This is a genomic window from Enterobacter cloacae complex sp. I3, from assembly GCF_014896175.1.
In the GTDB taxonomy this organism is placed as follows: domain Bacteria; phylum Pseudomonadota; class Gammaproteobacteria; order Enterobacterales; family Enterobacteriaceae; genus Enterobacter; species Enterobacter bugandensis.
The window spans coordinates 33,302-49,914 of the sequence record NZ_JADBQZ010000021.1 but is presented as its reverse complement, the minus strand read 5'-3'; the positions used below and the strand labels follow the sequence as shown (position 1 = coordinate 49,914).

Here is a 16,613-nt window from a genome sequence, read left to right as displayed (position 1 = left end):
ACGCATCATGAAAAAGGTAATGTTAATTGGTTATGGCGCCATGGCGCAGGCGGTGATTGAGCGTCTGCCCGCCGGCGTGGCTATCGGCTGGATCGTGGCGCGCGCGTCTCACCATGCCGCCATTCGCGACCAGTTTGGCGATGCGGTCGAGGCGCTGACCTCGCCGATGGCGTGCGCACAAACGCCCGATCTGGTGCTGGAGTGCGCCAGCCAGCAGGCGGTTGCGCAGTACGGCGAAGCGATTCTGCGCCGCGGCTGGCATCTGGCGGTCATTTCCACCGGCGCGCTGGCGGACAGCGCGCTGGAGCAGCGCCTGCTCGCGGCGGGCGGGAAACTGACCCTGCTTTCCGGGGCGGTGGCCGGCATCGACGGGCTGGCGGCGGCGAAGGAGGGCGGGCTTGAGCGCGTCACCTATCAGTCGCGTAAAAGTCCGGCCAGCTGGCGCGGCAGCTATGCCGAGCAGCTTATCGATCTTAACGCGGTCTCAGAGGCGCAGGTCTTTTTTGAAGGGAGCGCCCGCGAGGCGGCGCGCCTGTTCCCGGCGAACGCCAACGTGGCGGCGACCGTGGCGCTCGGCGGCGTCGGGATGGATGAAACCCGCGTGCAGCTGATGGTTGACCCGGCAACGAAACGTAACACCCACACGCTGCACGTAGAAGGGCTGTTTGGCGAATTCCATCTGGAGCTGAGCGGGCTGCCGCTGGCGTCTAACCCTAAAACCTCCACCCTGGCGGCACTCAGCGCGGTGCGCGCCTGCCGCGAGCTGGCCCTGAGCTGAGGAGTGACGATGGACGATCTGAAGATTTTTATCGGCGGCCAGTGGCGACGCGGCGGTGGCAACCCGATGCAGAGCCACTTCCCGGCTGACGGGTCGCTCAATGCGACGCTGAACGCGGCAAACCTTGACGATCTGCACGACGCGATCGAGGCCGGCGAGCGCGCGTGGCGCGATCCCGTCTGGCGCAACAGCCTGCCGCACGTGCGGGCGAAGATCCTGCACAAGGTGGCGGATCTGATTGAGTCCCGCGTTGACGAGCTGGCGCAGATGCAGAGCCGGGATAACGGCAAGCCGCTGGCGGAGGCGCGCGGGCTGGTGATGAGCGCGGCGGGAACGGCCCGCTACTTCGCCGCCGCCTGCGAGCTGCTGGAAGGGGAACTGCCCACGCCGCGCCAGCCGGATCTGCTGACGCTAAGCCGCTATGAGCCGCTCGGCGTGGTGGCGGCCATCACGCCGTGGAACTCTCCCATTGCCAGCGAGATGCAGAAGGTCGCCCCGGCCATCGCCGCCGGGAACGCGGTGATCCTCAAGCCTGCCGAAGCCACGCCGCTGATGGCGCTTGAGCTGGCGCGCATTTTTGAACAGGCCGGGCTGCCCGCCGGGCTGCTGAGCGTGCTGCCGGGCAAAGGCTCGGTGATTGGCGACGCGCTGGCGCGCCATCCCCGCGTGCGAAAAATTTCCTTTACCGGCGGCACCAATACGGGCCGCCATCTGGCGCACGTGGCCGCGGAAAAGCTGATCCCGGCGTCGCTGGAGTTGGGCGGTAAATCCCCGACCATCGTGCTGGAGGATGCCGACGTTGAGCAGGCCGCGCGCGGGATCTGCTACGGCATTTTCAGCTCAGCAGGGCAGGCGTGCATCGCCGGGTCCCGGCTGTTTATCCACGAAAGCCTGTACGCGCCGCTGATGGCGCGGCTGCTGGAATTAACTCGCGGGCTGCGCGTAGGGCACCCCTTCACCGACGGCGTTCACGTTGGGCCGCTGATCAATGAGAAACATCGCCAGAGCGTGCAGGAATACGTCGAGCTGGCGAAGCGCGAGGGGGGCCGGGTGCTGTGCGGCGGGGAGATCCCGGCGGATCCTGACCTCGCAAACGGCAGCTTCTTCCAGCCGACCATTATCGAAGGGCTGACGAACGGCGCCCGCGCCTGCCAGGAGGAGATCTTCGGCCCGGTGCTGGTGGCGATGCCGTTTCGCGATGAAGCGGCGTTGATCCGCGAGGCGAACGACTCGGTTTACGGCCTGGCGGCAGGGATCTGGACCCGCGACACCGGGCGGGCGCTGCGCCTGAGCGAGCAGCTGGAGGCCGGTACGGTGTGGATCAACACCTACAAAGTTTTTGCGATTTCGACCCCGTTCGGGGGCTTTAAAGAGAGCGGTCTGGGCCGCGAAAAGGGCATTCAGGGGCTGAAAGCCTGGATGCAGCAAAAGAGCATTTATCTGGCGACGGGTAACAGCGTCAACCACTGGTGCGACTGAGAAAGGGTGAGCAATGAGCGAAATGATAACCGTCGGCGACGCCATCGCCAGAACGCTGGAGCAGTATCAGGTTGAGGCCATCTACGGCGTCATCTCCATTCACAACCTGCCGATCGCGGACGCGATAGGGCAGCGGGGCAAAATCCGCTTCGTGCCCGCGCGCGGCGAGGCGGGTTCCGTCACCATGGCCGACGCCCACGGGCGGTTTTCCGGCCTCGGCGTGGCGCTGACCAGCACCGGCGCGGGGGCGGGGAACGCGGTAGGCGCGCTGGTGGAGGCGATGAACGCCTGCACGCCGCTGCTGCATTTAACCGGACAGGTTGAGAAGGCCTGGCTGGACGCCGACACCGGGTTTATCCACGAGACCCGCGACCAGCTGACCTTCCTGAAGGCCAGTTCAAAACGGGCGTACCGCATCAGCAATGCCAGCCAGGCGATAGCTATCCTGCATAAAGCCATTCAGGACGCGCAGACCCCACCGTGCGGGCCGGTCTCCGTGGAGATCCCGATTGATATTCAGGGGGCTAAAATTCCGCTGTCTCTGGTGACCGCACCGGTGAAACCGGCTTCGGTTGCAGCCGTGGATCCCGCGATGGTGGATGCTTTATGGGCGCAGCTCAGGCAGGCTAAACAGCCGCTGCTGTGGCTGGGCGGCGGGGCGCTGGGAAGCGCTGACGCGGTGAAAAAACTGGCGGATGCGGGCATGACGGTGATCTCCAGCACCCACGCGCGCGGCGTGCTGCCGGACGGCCATCGTGCCAGCCTGCGGGCGTTCCACAACTCGCCGTCGGTTGAGGCGCTGATTGCGCAGTGTGATTTTACGCTGGTCGCCGGTTCTCGCCTGCGCAGCAACGAAACCCGCTCCTGGACGCTGGAGTTGCCGTCTCCACGGGTGCAGATTGATATCGACCCGGCGGCGGCGAGCCGTAACTACCTGATGGATAACACGCTGATAGCCGACTGTTCAGCGCTGCTTGGCGCGCTGGCTGATAAAGCGCAGGGCCGCGAGTGGGGCAACGCCCAGTGGGACGCGCAGGTGCAGCAGGTGGTCTCGCAGGCTGAACAGGGCCTGCGCGAGCAGTGCGGCGCCTATGCGAAGCTCAACGACGCCATTGAAAAAGCCCTGCCGCAGGACGGCCTGCTGGTGCGCGATATCACCGTTTCCGGCAGCCTGTGGGGCAGTCGTCTGTTCCGCGCTAACGGTCCGCTGATGAACATTCACTCTCTTGCCGGGGCGATTGGCATGGGGCTGCCAATGGCGATTGGTACCGCGATTGCCAACCCACAGCGTAAGGTGGTGGGGCTGGTGGGCGACGGTGGCCTGAGCCTGAATTTAGGCGAGCTGGCGACGCTGGCGCAGGAGAAAGCTAACGTGACGCTGCTGATCATGAACGACGGGGGCTACGGCGTGATGCGCGGCATTCAGGATAAGTACTTCGGCGGGCGTCAGTATTATAACGAACTGCATACGCCGGACTTTACCCTGCTGGCACAGGCAATTGGCCTGCAGGCGTGGAGCGTTGAGCGGGCAGAGGATTTTGAAGCCGTGATGACGGAAGCGCTGGCGATGCCGGGACCGTCGGTAGTGGAAGTGCGGATGGGTCAGATTGGCGCGCTGAAGTTTGCAGGGCCGCCGCAGAAAACGCTTTACTAGCTGTTTCCCCTCTCCCACGGGGAGAGGGAGAAAACAGTAGTCCGGGTAAGGCGAAGCCGCCACCCGGCTTGTTTTATCAGAACACGTTAAACGGGTATTCCACGTAGGCGCGGATCTCGTCCCCGCCCACGTTATAGTCGCTGGCGTTGCTGGAGACGCGCAGCACGGAGTAGCGCAGTTTCAGCTTCAGATCTTTTGCCGGGCCATTCTGCACCTGGTACTGGATCTGGTTAAACCACTCGTGCTCTTTGCCGTTGCTGGTTTCAGACGTCTTAATGTTGTCGCCGCGTACGTAGGCGGTGGTCCAGCTCAGGCCCGGCAGGCCGAGACCCGCGAAGTCCAGACCGTAGGATGCCTGCCAGGAACGTTCATCTTCGCCGTTAAAGTCAGACCAGTAGGAGTTCGCGAGCCAGATGGTGTTACCGCCGTCGCCCACGCCACCCTTGTCGCGATAGCCGCCGTAGTTATAGCCGGTGCTGCCGCTGCTCTGCTGGTACGCCACTTTGAACGTGTGAACATCCCAGATGTAGCTCGCCGCCAGGCTCCAGATGGTGTTGCTGCGGCCCGTGTCGAGGCTGTCAGCGTAGCCCTGATCCAGACGCGAGTTATAGCCGTTAAAGTCGAGCACCAGCTGCTGCCCGGTGCTGAACGGCTGTTTGTAATTCAGCCCCAGGTACTGTTTGTTCATCACCTCTTCGTTATGAGAGGCGTATAGCGCGCCGCTGAACTGGTCGTTGAACTGGTAGCTTGCGCCACCGAAAGTCAGGCTTTTCAGGCCGCTGTCGTGGCGGTCGTCGCTTTTACGCTGCTCGTCGGTGAAATAACCGGCGTTCACTTCCAGGCCGTCGAGCTCTTTCGAGGTCAGCATGGCACCGGTGTAGCTTTCAAACAGCAGGCGGGAGCTGTCGGCGTTAACGATAGGCAGTTCAGGACGCTGGTTACCGTAGCTCAGCACGGTATTCGAGATCCGCATTTTGGCGGTAGCGCCAAATTTCGCTAAATCGGATTTGGCCCGGCCATCATCTTCCTGTTTAAAGAAGTCGATACCTCCCGCACCGCTCTTGCCGCGACCGCCGTCCAGGCGCACGCCGTACTGCGCGATGCCGTCCACGCCAAAGCCCACCAGCCCTTCGGTATAGCCGGATTCAAAGGTGGCGATGATGCCCTGACCCCATTCGGCTTTATCCTGCTGGCCCTGATGGTAGTCACGGCTGATATACGCATTGCGTAATAACAGGTCTAAATGGCTGTCGTCGATAAAACCCTTGCTGTCAGATTGCTGGCTTGCAGCGGCGGGTAATGCGGCGAATAAACTTAAAGCAATTAACGATAATTCTTTTTTCACGGAGGGAACGTCTCTGTCTTAATATATTAAATTGAATTACTGCGCGTTTGATAATTACCGGAAAGATTAACGATTGCAATGAATATATGACCAGACGTTTCAGCCGGAAAGGGTAGATTTGACGGGGCTTTCAGAGGTGTTACCGATACGTGCGATTTAGTTAGCAATTCATGCGAAATAAAAAGGAGGCAAAATTGCCTCCTTCCAAAATTATTTAATTCCGTCAGCGGCCATTCGGTCGCGAATATGCTGCGCGCGCGCTTCTGAGGCCGGGTGATCGTCAAACATGGAGCTCTGGCGACCCGCTTCCAGTTTTGCCAGCTTTTCGAAGCTGGTGGCTAAACCGGATGGATTAATACCGCGTTTGCGCAACAGATCGTAGGAGTAGTCGTCCGCTTCGGACTCCTGACGCTGCGAGAACTGGGAGTTAACCAGTTTTTCACCTACGTCACCAAGCTGCGACTGGGACAGGCTGCCAACGATGCCGCCCGCAGAGGCCGCCGCCACGCGAATGGCGTTGGTGCCTAAGGCAACCTGCATCCCTTTCTTCACGTGGCCGAGCGCAACGTGACCCATTTCATGGCCGATAACCGCTTCCACTTCGTTGTCGGTCATCATATCCATCAGCCCGCTGTAGACGCGGATACAGCCGTTGGCCATCGCGAAGGCGTTGACGTCTTTCGCCATGTAAACCTTGTAGTTCACCGGCTGGCCGTTGATGTTATCGCCGAGCGCGGAAGCAATCTTATTCAGACGCTGTGTGTAGGTACTGTCAGCCGGCGCAAGCGTGGCTTTTCCGTCCATATCTTTACAGGCCTGATCGCTCAGCGCTTTAACCTGCGCGTCGCTCAGGGAGTAGGCCTGAAAGGCTTCTGCACCTGAGGTCATCAGGCCGTTAGAGTCCATATTCTGACAGCCGCTCAGCACGAGCGTTGTACCCAGGGCCAGCACTATTGCATGCATTTTCATGAGGTTGCTTCCGTACTCGTTAAACTGAATAAAATCCGAAAAGTGCCCCCGCAACGAAGCCGGGGCGGGATAAGTATAAGGAATATCTACAGGCGCGGGCGAGCAGATTGCGCAACATGCGAGCATGATCCAGAGATTTCTTAAGCTGCAAAAGAATGGTCCATGTACATGCCCTGCGGCTTGGGTTACATTGTTGGCACTTTTTTCCGGCGTAGCCCAAAACGCGCTGTCGTCAAGGGCATGGCCTTTAACAGTCCGATCTGGAGTTAAAATGTCCTCACGTAAAGAGCTTGCTAATGCTATTCGTGCGCTGAGCATGGACGCAGTACAGAAAGCCAAATCCGGCCACCCGGGTGCCCCTATGGGTATGGCTGATATCGCCGAAGTCCTGTGGCGTGATTTCCTTAACCACAACCCGCAGAACCCGGCATGGGCTGACCGCGACCGTTTCGTGCTGTCTAACGGCCACGGCTCTATGCTGATCTACAGCCTGCTGCACCTCACCGGCTACGATCTGCCAATCGAAGAGCTGAAAAACTTCCGTCAGCTGCACTCCAAAACTCCAGGTCACCCGGAAGTGGGCTACACCGCTGGCGTAGAAACCACCACCGGCCCGCTGGGTCAGGGCATTGCTAACGCTGTGGGTATGGCGATTGCCGAGAAGACCCTGGCGGCGCAGTTCAACCGTCCTGGCCATGACATCGTTGACCACTTCACCTACGCTTTCCTGGGCGACGGCTGCATGATGGAAGGCATTTCTCACGAAGTGTGCTCCCTGGCTGGTACCTTGAAGCTGGGCAAACTGGTGGCGTTCTACGACGACAACGGTATCTCCATCGACGGTCACGTTGAAGGCTGGTTCACTGACGACACCGCCGCACGTTTCGAAGCCTACGGCTGGCACGTTGTGCGTGGTGTTGACGGCCACGATGCTGACTCGATTAAACGTGCAGTAGAAGAAGCTCGCGCAGTCACCGACAAACCGTCCCTGCTGATGTGCAAAACCATCATCGGCTTCGGTTCTCCGAACAAAGCGGGCACCCATGACTCCCACGGCGCACCGCTGGGCGACGCGGAAATCGCACTGACCCGTGAAGCACTGGGCTGGAAACACCCTGCCTTCGAAATCCCGTCTGAGATCTATGCTCAGTGGGATGCTAAAGAAGTGGGCCAGGCGAAAGAAGCGGCCTGGAACGAGAAATTCGCTGCCTATGCGAAGGCGTTCCCACAGGAAGCGGCTGAATTCACCCGTCGTATGAAAGGCGATATGCCGTCTGACTTCGACGCGAAAGCCAACGAATTCATCGCGAAGCTGCAGGCGAACCCGTCTAAAATCGCCAGCCGTAAAGCATCTCAGAATGCGATTGAAGCGTTCGGTCCGCTGCTTCCAGAATTCCTGGGCGGCTCCGCTGACCTGGCGCCTTCTAACCTGACCCTGTGGTCTGGTTCTAAGCCAATCAATGAAGACACTGCCGGTAACTACATCCATTACGGTGTACGTGAATTCGGTATGACCGCTATCGCGAACGGTATCGCTCTGCACGGTGGTTTCCTGCCATACACCTCTACCTTCCTGATGTTCGTGGAATATGCACGTAACGCCGTGCGTATGGCTGCGCTGATGAAACAGCGTCAGGTGATGGTCTACACCCATGACTCCATCGGTCTGGGCGAAGATGGTCCAACTCACCAGCCGGTAGAGCAGGTAGCTTCCCTGCGCGTAACCCCGAACATGAGCACATGGCGTCCATGTGACCAGGTTGAATCTGCGGTGGCGTGGAAATACGGCGTTGAGCGTCAGGACGGCCCGACCGCGCTGATCCTCTCCCGTCAGAACCTGGCGCAGCAGGAGCGTACCCCTGAGCAGCTGGCAAACATCGCCCGCGGTGGCTACGTGCTGAAAGATTGCGCGGGCCAGCCTGAGCTGATCTTCATCGCGACCGGTTCTGAAGTTGAACTGGCTGTAGCTGCATGGGAAAAACTGACTGCCGAAGGCGTGAAGGCGCGCGTGGTCTCCATGCCGTCTACCGATGCGTTCGACAAGCAGGATGCTGCTTACCGTGAATCCGTACTGCCTAAAGCGGTTTCCGCTCGCGTGGCGGTGGAAGCGGGTATTGCTGACTACTGGTTCAAATACGTGGGTCTGAACGGCGCTATCGTCGGTATGACCACCTTCGGTGAGTCTGCTCCGGCAGAACAGCTGTTCGAAGAGTTCGGCTTCACCGTTGAGAACGTGGTCGCTAAGGCGAAAGAACTGCTGTAATCGCCGTTTTGCCCGGTGGCGCTTACGCTGACCGGGCCTACAAATGGCTCAAAAGTAGGCCGGGTAAGCGCTAGCGCTTACCCGGCTTTTTTTGCGTCATTATTCCAACGAAAATGTGACGCAAGTCATATAGCTCGCTTATTCATCTGGACAGACATTCCTTTTATTCCCCGATTCGCTTATTCTTGCTGAAGCGTTTCAGTCGATTAAATGTTCGACAATTGACCAATCAATCGCAGTTTGTGATAGCAAAGATTCCCCTTCGGGCGTCGCTGGATTACTCTTTCAGCCACCTCAAACTCAGGGATTGCTTTGCAGGAGATCTATGACCGTACGCGTAGCGATTAATGGCTTCGGTCGCATCGGGCGTAATGTGGTTCGTGCTTTGTATGAATCCGGACGTCGGGCGGAAATCACCGTGGTGGCAATCAATGAACTGGCGGATGCTGCTGGCATGGCGCATTTATTGAAGTATGACACCAGCCACGGACGCTTCGCCTGGGATGTGCGCCAGGAAAGAGATCAGCTTTTTGTGGGTGATGACGCTATTCGTGTGCTGCATGAGAACAGCATTTCCGGGCTACCCTGGCGTGAACTGGGTGTGGATGTCGTGCTTGACTGTACCGGTGTGTATGGCAACCGCGAACACGGCGAAGCGCATCTGGCAGCAGGCGCGAAAAAAGTCCTGTTTTCTCATCCCGGAAGTAACGACCTCGACGCGACCGTCGTGTTTGGCGTCAACCAGCATGAGCTGCAAGCCGAGCACCGCATTGTTTCCAACGCCTCCTGCACCACCAACTGCATTATTCCGGTCATCAAACTGTTAGACGATGCGTATGGCATTGAATCCGGCACCGTAACCACGATTCACTCCGCCATGCACGATCAGCAGGTTATCGACGCCTATCACCCGGATTTACGACGCACTCGCGCGGCGAGCCAGTCAATCATCCCGGTGGACACGAAATTGGCTGCAGGGATCACCCGAATTTTCCCGCAGTTTAATGACCGTTTCGAAGCGATTGCCGTGCGTGTTCCGACGATAAACGTCACCGCAATCGATCTTAGCGTGACGGTGAAAAAACCGGTAAAAGCCTGTGAAGTCAACCTGTTGCTGCAAAAAGCGGCACAGGGAGCATTTCATGGTATAGTTGACTATACGGAATTACCGTTGGTCTCAGTAGATTTTAACCACGACCCGCACAGCGCCATCGTGGATGGCACGCAGACGCGAGTCAGTGGTGCGCACCTTATCAAGACGCTGGTCTGGTGTGATAACGAATGGGGCTTTGCTAACCGAATGCTCGACACCACGTTAGCCATGGCCGCAAAAGGTTTCAGGTAGAGCGCACCTTGCGCTTGCAAAACTTTAAGAATCAACGAGAGGATTCACCATGTCTGTAATTAAGATGACCGATCTGGATCTGGCAGGTAAACGCGTTTTCATCCGTGCCGATCTGAACGTACCGGTTAAAGATGGCAAAGTGACCAGCGACGCGCGTATCCGTGCATCTCTGCCAACCATTGAACTGGCTCTGAAGCAGGGCGCTAAAGTGATGGTCACCTCCCACCTGGGCCGTCCAACTGAAGGCGAGTACAACGAAGAGTTCTCTCTGCTGCCGGTTGTTAATTACCTGAAAGACAAACTGTCCAACCCGGTTCGCCTGGTGAAAGATTACCTGGACGGCGTAGACGTTGCCGAAGGTGAGCTGGTTGTTCTGGAAAACGTTCGCTTCAACAAAGGCGAAAAGAAAGACGACGAAACCCTGTCCAAAAAATACGCTGCACTGTGCGACGTATTCGTGATGGATGCATTCGGTACTGCGCACCGTGCGCAGGCATCTACCCACGGTATCGGTAAATTCGCAGACGTCGCGTGTGCGGGTCCTCTGCTGGCTGACGAACTGGAAGCACTGGGTAAAGCACTGAAAGAACCTGCTCGCCCAATGGTTGCTATCGTTGGTGGTTCTAAAGTGTCTACCAAACTGACCGTTCTGGATTCCCTGTCTAAAATCGCTGACCAGCTGATCGTTGGCGGTGGTATCGCGAACACCTTCGTTGCCGCTCAGGGCCACAATGTCGGTAAATCCCTGTACGAAGCAGACCTGGTTGACGAAGCCAAACGCCTGCTGGGTACCTGTGATATCCCGGTTCCAACTGACGTTCGCGTGGCGACCGAGTTCTCCGAAACCGCAACCGCGACCCTGAAATCTGTAAACGACATCAAAGACGAAGAGCAGATTCTGGACCTGGGCGACGTTTCTGCACAGAAACTGGCTGAAATCCTGAAAAACGCAAAAACTATCCTGTGGAACGGTCCTGTTGGCGTGTTCGAATTCCCGAACTTCCGCAAAGGGACTGAAATCGTGGCTAACGCAATCGCAGACAGCGAAGCGTTCTCTATCGCAGGCGGTGGTGACACCCTGGCAGCAATCGACCTGTTCGGTATCGCTGACAAGATCTCCTACATCTCCACTGGTGGCGGCGCATTCCTCGAATTCGTGGAAGGCAAAGTACTGCCAGCAGTAGCAATGCTCGAAGAGCGCGCTAAGAAGTAAGCCATTCAAGGGCAGGGAAACCTGCCCAATTTTCAGCGCGCTTTTAAGAGCTCGCACCTTTTCTAACGGCCGAAGATACAGGACTAAGCAACATGTCTAAAATTTTTGATTTCGTAAAACCTGGCGTTATCACTGGTGATGACGTACAGAAAGTGTTCCAGGTAGCTAAAGAAAACAACTTCGCTCTGCCAGCAGTTAACTGCGTAGGTACCGACTCCATCAACGCCGTACTGGAAACCGCTGCAAAAGTTAAAGCACCGGTTATCGTTCAGTTCTCTAACGGCGGCGCTGCGTTCATCGCAGGTAAAGGCGTGAAAACTGACATTCCTCAGGGTGCTGCTATCCTGGGTGCTATCTCTGGTGCGCACCACGTTCACCAGATGGCTGAACACTACGGTGTTCCAGTTATCCTGCACACTGACCACTGCGCGAAGAAACTGCTGCCGTGGATCGACGGTCTGCTGGACGCGGGTGAAAAACACTTCGCGGCAACCGGTAAGCCACTGTTCTCTTCTCACATGATCGACCTGTCTGAAGAGTCACTGCACGAAAACATCGAGATCTGCTCTAAGTACCTGGCGCGCATGGCCAAAATGGACATGACCCTGGAAATCGAACTGGGTTGCACCGGTGGTGAAGAAGACGGCGTGGACAACAGCCACATGGACGCTTCTGCCCTGTACACCCAGCCAGAAGACGTTGATTACGCTTACACCGAGCTGAGCAAAATCAGCCCGCGCTTCACCATTGCAGCGTCCTTCGGTAACGTGCACGGCGTTTATAAGCCAGGTAACGTGGTTCTGACCCCGACCATCCTGCGCGATTCTCAGGAATACGTTTCCAAGAAACACAACCTGCCGCACAACAGCCTGAACTTCGTCTTCCACGGCGGTTCCGGTTCTTCTGCTCAGGAAATCAAAGACTCCGTAAGCTACGGCGTAGTGAAAATGAACATCGATACCGACACCCAGTGGGCAACCTGGGACGGTATCCTGCAGTACTACAAAGCGAACGAAGCTTACCTGCAGGGCCAGCTGGGCAACCCGAAAGGCGAAGACCAGCCGAACAAGAAATACTACGATCCACGCGTATGGCTGCGCGCTGCTCAGACGTCCATGGTGACCCGTCTGGAGCAGGCTTTCAAAGAACTGAACGCAATCGACGTTCTGTAATTTGAGCTGCTAACAGCATCAGAAGGCCCGCAAATGCGGGCCTTTTTTTATGCTTTTTCAATATCCTGCAATACCTGTTTTTGTGATCTGTTTGGCAAAGCCGGTGCTTTTTGTTTACCCTTTACTGACCTGCCTGTCTCCATGGGGGATGGATTTTGTGTTTTGGTTTAACAAAAGGAAGAATAAATGGAACAACTCGATGTTGTAGACAGCATCAATAACGCCGGCAACTGGCTGGTGCGCAACCAGGCCCTGCTGCTGAGCTATGCCGTGAACATTGTCGCGGCGATTGCCATCATCATCGTCGGGATGATCGTGGCGCGTATCGTGTCGAACGCCGTCAACCGTGTGATGGTCGCGCGACACATTGACGCCACGGTGGCTGACTTCCTCTCCGCACTGGTGCGCTACGGCATTATCGCCTTCACGCTGATTGCCGCGCTGGGCCGTGTTGGGGTGCAAACCGCCTCCGTGATTGCCGTTCTCGGTGCCGCCGGTCTGGCCATTGGTCTGGCACTGCAGGGCTCGCTTTCAAACCTGGCGGCGGGCGTACTGCTTGTGACTTTCCGTCCGTTCCGCTCCGGTGAATATGTTGACCTTGGCGGCATCGCCGGTACCGTGTTGCAGGTACAGATTTTCTCTACCACCCTGCGTACCGTCGATGGTCGTATTGTGGTGGTACCGAACGGGAAAATCATTGCGGGCAATATCATTAACTTCTCCCGCGAGCCGGTGCGTCGTAACGAGCTCATCATCAGCGTGGCGTATGATTCCGATATCGATCAGGTGAAGTCGCTGATCGCAAATATCATCGCCTCTGACGACCGCATTCTGAAGGACCGCGAGCAGACGGTTCGCCTGAATGAACTGGGTGCTTCCTCTATTAACTTCGTGGTGCGTATCTGGAGCAAAAGCAGCGATCTGCAAAACGTTTACTGGGATGTGCTGGAGCGCATCAAGCGCGATTTCGACGCCAACGGCATCAGCTTCCCTTACCCGCAGATGGACGTAAACGTCAAAAAAGTCAAAGAAGCAGAATAACGTCACCCGTAGCCCGGTAAGCGCTTGCGCCACCGGGCTTTACTTTCATAAGCTCCGCTAATACCCAATTAATATTATCCATTTCCTCTAATGTGATTCGCGCAGTATAGTCAGCCTCCAGAACAACACTGCGAGAAAATCGTCATGCTATCTTATTATTTTCAAGGGCTTGCCTTAGGTGCGGCCATGATTTTACCCCTCGGCCCGCAAAACGCCTTCGTGATGAATCAGGGCATTCGTCGCCAGTATCATCTGATGATTGCCCTGCTGTGCGCGGTGAGCGATCTGCTGCTGATTTGCGCCGGCATTTTTGGCGGCAGCGCGCTGCTGATGCAGTCCCCCTGGCTGCTAGCGCTGGTGACCTGGGGCGGCGTGGCGTTTCTGCTGTGGTACGGATTCGGTGCGTTGAAAACGGCGATGAGCAGCAACATTGAGCTGGCAAGCGCCGAAGTGATGAAGCAGGGCCGCTGGAAGATTATCGTCACCATGCTGGCGGTCACCTGGCTAAATCCGCACGTCTACCTCGACACCTTCGTAGTGCTGGGCAGCCTGGGCGGACAGCTGGACGTTGAGCCGAAACGCTGGTTTGCGCTCGGCACGGTCAGCGCCTCTTTCCTCTGGTTCTTCGGTCTCGCCATTCTGGCGGCATGGCTGGCGCCTCGTCTGCGGACTGCCAAAGCCCAGCGCATTATTAATACCCTGGTGGGGCTGGTGATGTGGTTTATTGCTTTTCAGCTGGCAAAAGAGGGCATTCACCACGTCCAGGAATTGTTCAACTAATCCTTGTCTTATGGACAACTGAGCAAGACCCGCTAAGCTTGCTGGCATGAGCCCTGTTGTTGGGGCACTCTTCGCAACATGGAGGAATGACAGTGAAGTTTAAAGTGATGGCCCTCGCGGCATTAGTAAGTTTAGGTGCGGTGTCGGCGCAGACAAGTGAACTGCCGGATGGCCCGCACATCGTCACGTCAGGCACCGCAAGCGTGGACGCGGTACCGGATGTTGCAACCCTGGCAATTGAAGTGAATGTGGCTGCAAAAGATGCCGCTTCCGCCAAAAAACAGGCAGACGATCGTGTTGCGCAATATCTCTCTTTCCTGGAACAGAACGGTGTTGCTAAAAAAGACATCAGCTCTGCGAACCTGCGTACCCAGCCCGATTACGACTACCAGAACGGCAAAAGTATCCTGAAAGGCTATCGCGCCGTGCGCACTGTGGAAGTGACCGTGCGTCAGCTGGACAAGCTGAACTCTCTGCTGGACGGCGCGCTGAAGGCCGGCCTGAACGAAATCCGTTCCGTGTCGCTGGGCGTTGCGCAACCGGAGAAATACAAAGACGAAGCGCGTAAAGCGGCAATTGATGATGCCATTCATCAGGCGGAACAGCTGGCGTCTGGCTTCAAGAGCAAGCTTGGCCCGGTATACAGCGTGCGTTACCACGTCTCTAACTACCAGCCAAGCCCGATGGTTCGGATGATGAAGGCGGACGCCGCGCCGGTTTCTGCTCAGGAAACCTACGAGCAGCCAACGATTCAGTTCGACGATCAGGTTGATGTGGTGTTCCAGCTGGAACCCGTCGCAGCACAGCCGAAACCTGCACAATAATCAATAGGCCGGGTAAGGCGTAGCCGCCACCCGGCTTTTCATTTTAATCCTGTCTCAACACCTTATGTCCAAACGCCAGCAGCGCATCAGTCACGTTGCGCATCATGCGGCTTTCCGGCGCAAAACGGTGCCAGTAGAGCATCCGGCGCTGATACAGCCCCGGCGTCAGGTCAATCAGCTCACCGCTTTTCAACTCTTTCTCAATCTGTAAATGCGGGATCATGCAGCAGGTGGTGCCCTGACGCGCCAGCTGCACGAAAGCTTCGGACGAGTTAACGATATGACACGGCACGCTGCCCGGCGGCAGATCGAAGTTTTGCTGCAAAAACGCCTGGTGCATATCGTCCAGATGGTCGAACGCCACGGCAGGCGCCTTCAGCAGCGCGGCGCGGGTGACGCCATTCGGGAAGTAGCGCTCCGCAAAGGCTTTTGAACCGACAAACAGGTAGTCGAGCGCGCCCAGCTGATCGACAAGACAGCTTGGCAAGGCCTGAGGCTGGATACTGACCGCCCCAACCACTTCGCCGCGACGCAGGCGTTCCTGGGTGCGGGTTTCATCTTCGACCTGAAGATTCAGGCGGATAGGGGAGTCGGCCAGCACCGGCGCAAGGGCCGGCAGCAGCCAGGTCGCCAGACTGTCGGCGTTCACCGCCAGCGAGAGCAGCAGCGGCGTGGAACCCGTTTGTTCGTCACCCAGCCACTCGTCTTCCAGCAGTTCAACCTGACGCAGCAGGGCGAGAAGCTTTTGACCTTGCTCCGTTGGGCGCGGCGGTACGGTACGCACCAGCAGCGGCTGCCCGAACATGTTTTCAAGCTGTTTGATACGTTGTGATACGGCGGACTGGGTGATGCACAGCTTTTGCGCTGCGCGCTCAAAGCCGCGTTCACGAATAACTGCATCAAGTGCCTGTAGTGTTCTGTAGTCCGGACGTTTCATTGCTCTGGCTGGCTCCTAAATTTTGCTTAATCTGCACTATGACACAATTTTCCCTTCCTGACAGACGAAATCCATTCGACGTGTTCTATAATGCGCCCTGAGTTTTCACACCACAGGCAAAACGATCATGACGCAGGATGAACTGAAAAAAGCAGTAGGATGGGCCGCTCTCCAGTACGTACAGCCAGGGACCATTGTCGGTGTTGGTACGGGGTCAACGGCGGCGCACTTTATCGATGCACTGGGCACGATGAAGGGGCAGATCGAGGGCGCGGTTTCCAGCTCCGATGCGTCCACGGAAAAGCTGAAAAGCCTCGGCATTACCGTTTTCGATCTCAACGAAGTGGATCGTCTGGGCATTTACGTTGATGGCGCGGATGAAATCAACGGCCATATGCAGATGATCAAAGGCGGCGGCGCGGCGCTGACCCGTGAAAAGATCATCGCCTCCGTGGCGGACAAGTTCATCTGCATCGCGGATGCCTCCAAGCAGGTCGACATTCTGGGTAATTTCCCGCTGCCGGTTGAAGTGATCCCGATGGCGCGCAGTGCGGTTGCCCGTCAGCTGGTGAAGCTGGGCGGCCGTCCGGAATACCGTCAGGGCGTGGTCACCGACAACGGTAACGTCATCCTCGATGTTCACGGTCTGGAGATTCTCGACGCGATTGCGCTGGAAAACGCCATCAACGGCATTCCAGGCGTCGTCACCGTAGGGTTATTTGCCAACCGCGGCGCGGATGTGGCGCTGATCGGTACGGCTGACGGTGTGAAAACCATCGTAAAATGATCTGATGGGGGGAGTGCTCCCCCCGC

14 protein-coding genes are annotated in these 16,613 nt (G+C 57.4%); 11 read left to right on the top strand and 3 right to left on the bottom strand.

Going from position 1 to position 16,613, the window contains the following annotated elements; genetic code table 11:
* Nucleotides 1–7: 7 nt before the first annotated feature.
* Genes IM271_RS16885 through IM271_RS16875 form a run of 3 tightly spaced genes read left to right on the top strand, consistent with a single transcriptional unit; the run spans nt 8 to nt 3,911 of the window.
* Nucleotides 8–778 carry an aspartate dehydrogenase gene (locus IM271_RS16885; RefSeq protein WP_059355441.1) on the top strand — a complete coding sequence of 257 codons (771 nt, stop codon included), beginning with the start codon at nt 8–10 and terminating at the stop codon, nt 776–778.
* 9 nt (nt 779–787) lie between these two features.
* Complete coding sequence (locus IM271_RS16880) at nt 788–2,257, top strand: aldehyde dehydrogenase (protein WP_193052910.1); 1,470 nt, start codon at nt 788–790, stop codon at nt 2,255–2,257.
* 13 nt (nt 2,258–2,270) lie between these two features.
* Nucleotides 2,271–3,911: a thiamine pyrophosphate-binding protein gene (locus IM271_RS16875; RefSeq protein WP_193052909.1), complete on the top strand. Its 1,641-nt coding sequence runs from the start codon at nt 2,271–2,273 to the stop codon at nt 3,909–3,911.
* Between the two features lie 76 nt (nt 3,912–3,987).
* Here the strand turns inward: IM271_RS16875 and IM271_RS16870 are convergent, their stop codons facing one another.
* On the bottom strand, nt 3,988–5,256 hold the full coding sequence (locus IM271_RS16870; protein WP_193052908.1) for an OprD family outer membrane porin: 1,269 nt from the start codon (nt 5,254–5,256) through the stop codon (nt 3,988–3,990).
* A 210-nt stretch (nt 5,257–5,466) separates the two neighbouring features.
* Complete coding sequence (locus IM271_RS16865; protein WP_193052907.1) at nt 5,467–6,225, bottom strand: M48 family metallopeptidase; 759 nt, start codon at nt 6,223–6,225, stop codon at nt 5,467–5,469.
* 271 nt (nt 6,226–6,496) lie between these two features.
* Here IM271_RS16865 and tkt point away from each other — a divergent pair, with 271 nt between their 5' ends.
* The 7 genes from tkt (at nt 6,497) to IM271_RS16830 (ending at nt 14,863) form a co-directional block, all read left to right on the top strand.
* Complete coding sequence (gene tkt, locus IM271_RS16860; protein ID WP_041908344.1) at nt 6,497–8,488, top strand: transketolase; 1,992 nt, start codon at nt 6,497–6,499, stop codon at nt 8,486–8,488.
* A gap of 325 nt (nt 8,489–8,813) precedes the next feature.
* Nucleotides 8,814–9,833, top strand: coding sequence for an erythrose-4-phosphate dehydrogenase (gene epd, locus IM271_RS16855; RefSeq protein ID WP_028014338.1), 1,020 nt, complete (start codon nt 8,814–8,816; stop codon nt 9,831–9,833).
* A 49-nt stretch (nt 9,834–9,882) separates the two neighbouring features.
* Nucleotides 9,883–11,046, top strand: coding sequence for a phosphoglycerate kinase (pgk, locus tag IM271_RS16850; protein ID WP_028014337.1), 1,164 nt, complete (start codon nt 9,883–9,885; stop codon nt 11,044–11,046).
* Between the two features lie 92 nt (nt 11,047–11,138).
* Nucleotides 11,139–12,218 carry a class II fructose-bisphosphate aldolase gene (gene fbaA, locus IM271_RS16845; protein ID WP_008499731.1) on the top strand — a complete coding sequence of 360 codons (1,080 nt, stop codon included), beginning with the start codon at nt 11,139–11,141 and terminating at the stop codon, nt 12,216–12,218.
* Between the two features lie 186 nt (nt 12,219–12,404).
* Nucleotides 12,405–13,259: a small-conductance mechanosensitive channel MscS gene (gene mscS / locus IM271_RS16840; RefSeq protein ID WP_003860082.1), complete on the top strand. Its 855-nt coding sequence runs from the start codon at nt 12,405–12,407 to the stop codon at nt 13,257–13,259.
* 144 nt (nt 13,260–13,403) lie between these two features.
* Nucleotides 13,404–14,039, top strand: coding sequence for an arginine exporter ArgO (gene argO, locus IM271_RS16835; RefSeq protein ID WP_047367435.1), 636 nt, complete (start codon nt 13,404–13,406; stop codon nt 14,037–14,039).
* A 92-nt stretch (nt 14,040–14,131) separates the two neighbouring features.
* The gene (locus IM271_RS16830) at nt 14,132–14,863 is read left to right on the top strand and encodes an oxidative stress defense protein (protein WP_193052906.1); all 732 of its coding nucleotides are present in this window, start codon (nt 14,132–14,134) and stop codon (nt 14,861–14,863) included.
* A gap of 43 nt (nt 14,864–14,906) precedes the next feature.
* Here IM271_RS16830 and argP read toward each other — a convergent pair whose 3' ends face one another.
* Nucleotides 14,907–15,800, bottom strand: coding sequence for a DNA-binding transcriptional regulator ArgP (argP, locus tag IM271_RS16825; protein WP_003860089.1), 894 nt, complete (start codon nt 15,798–15,800; stop codon nt 14,907–14,909).
* Between the two features lie 127 nt (nt 15,801–15,927).
* Here argP and rpiA point away from each other — a divergent pair, with 127 nt between their 5' ends.
* The gene (gene rpiA / locus IM271_RS16820) at nt 15,928–16,587 is read left to right on the top strand and encodes a ribose-5-phosphate isomerase RpiA (RefSeq protein WP_003860091.1); all 660 of its coding nucleotides are present in this window, start codon (nt 15,928–15,930) and stop codon (nt 16,585–16,587) included.
* Nucleotides 16,588–16,613: the final 26 nt, after the last annotated feature.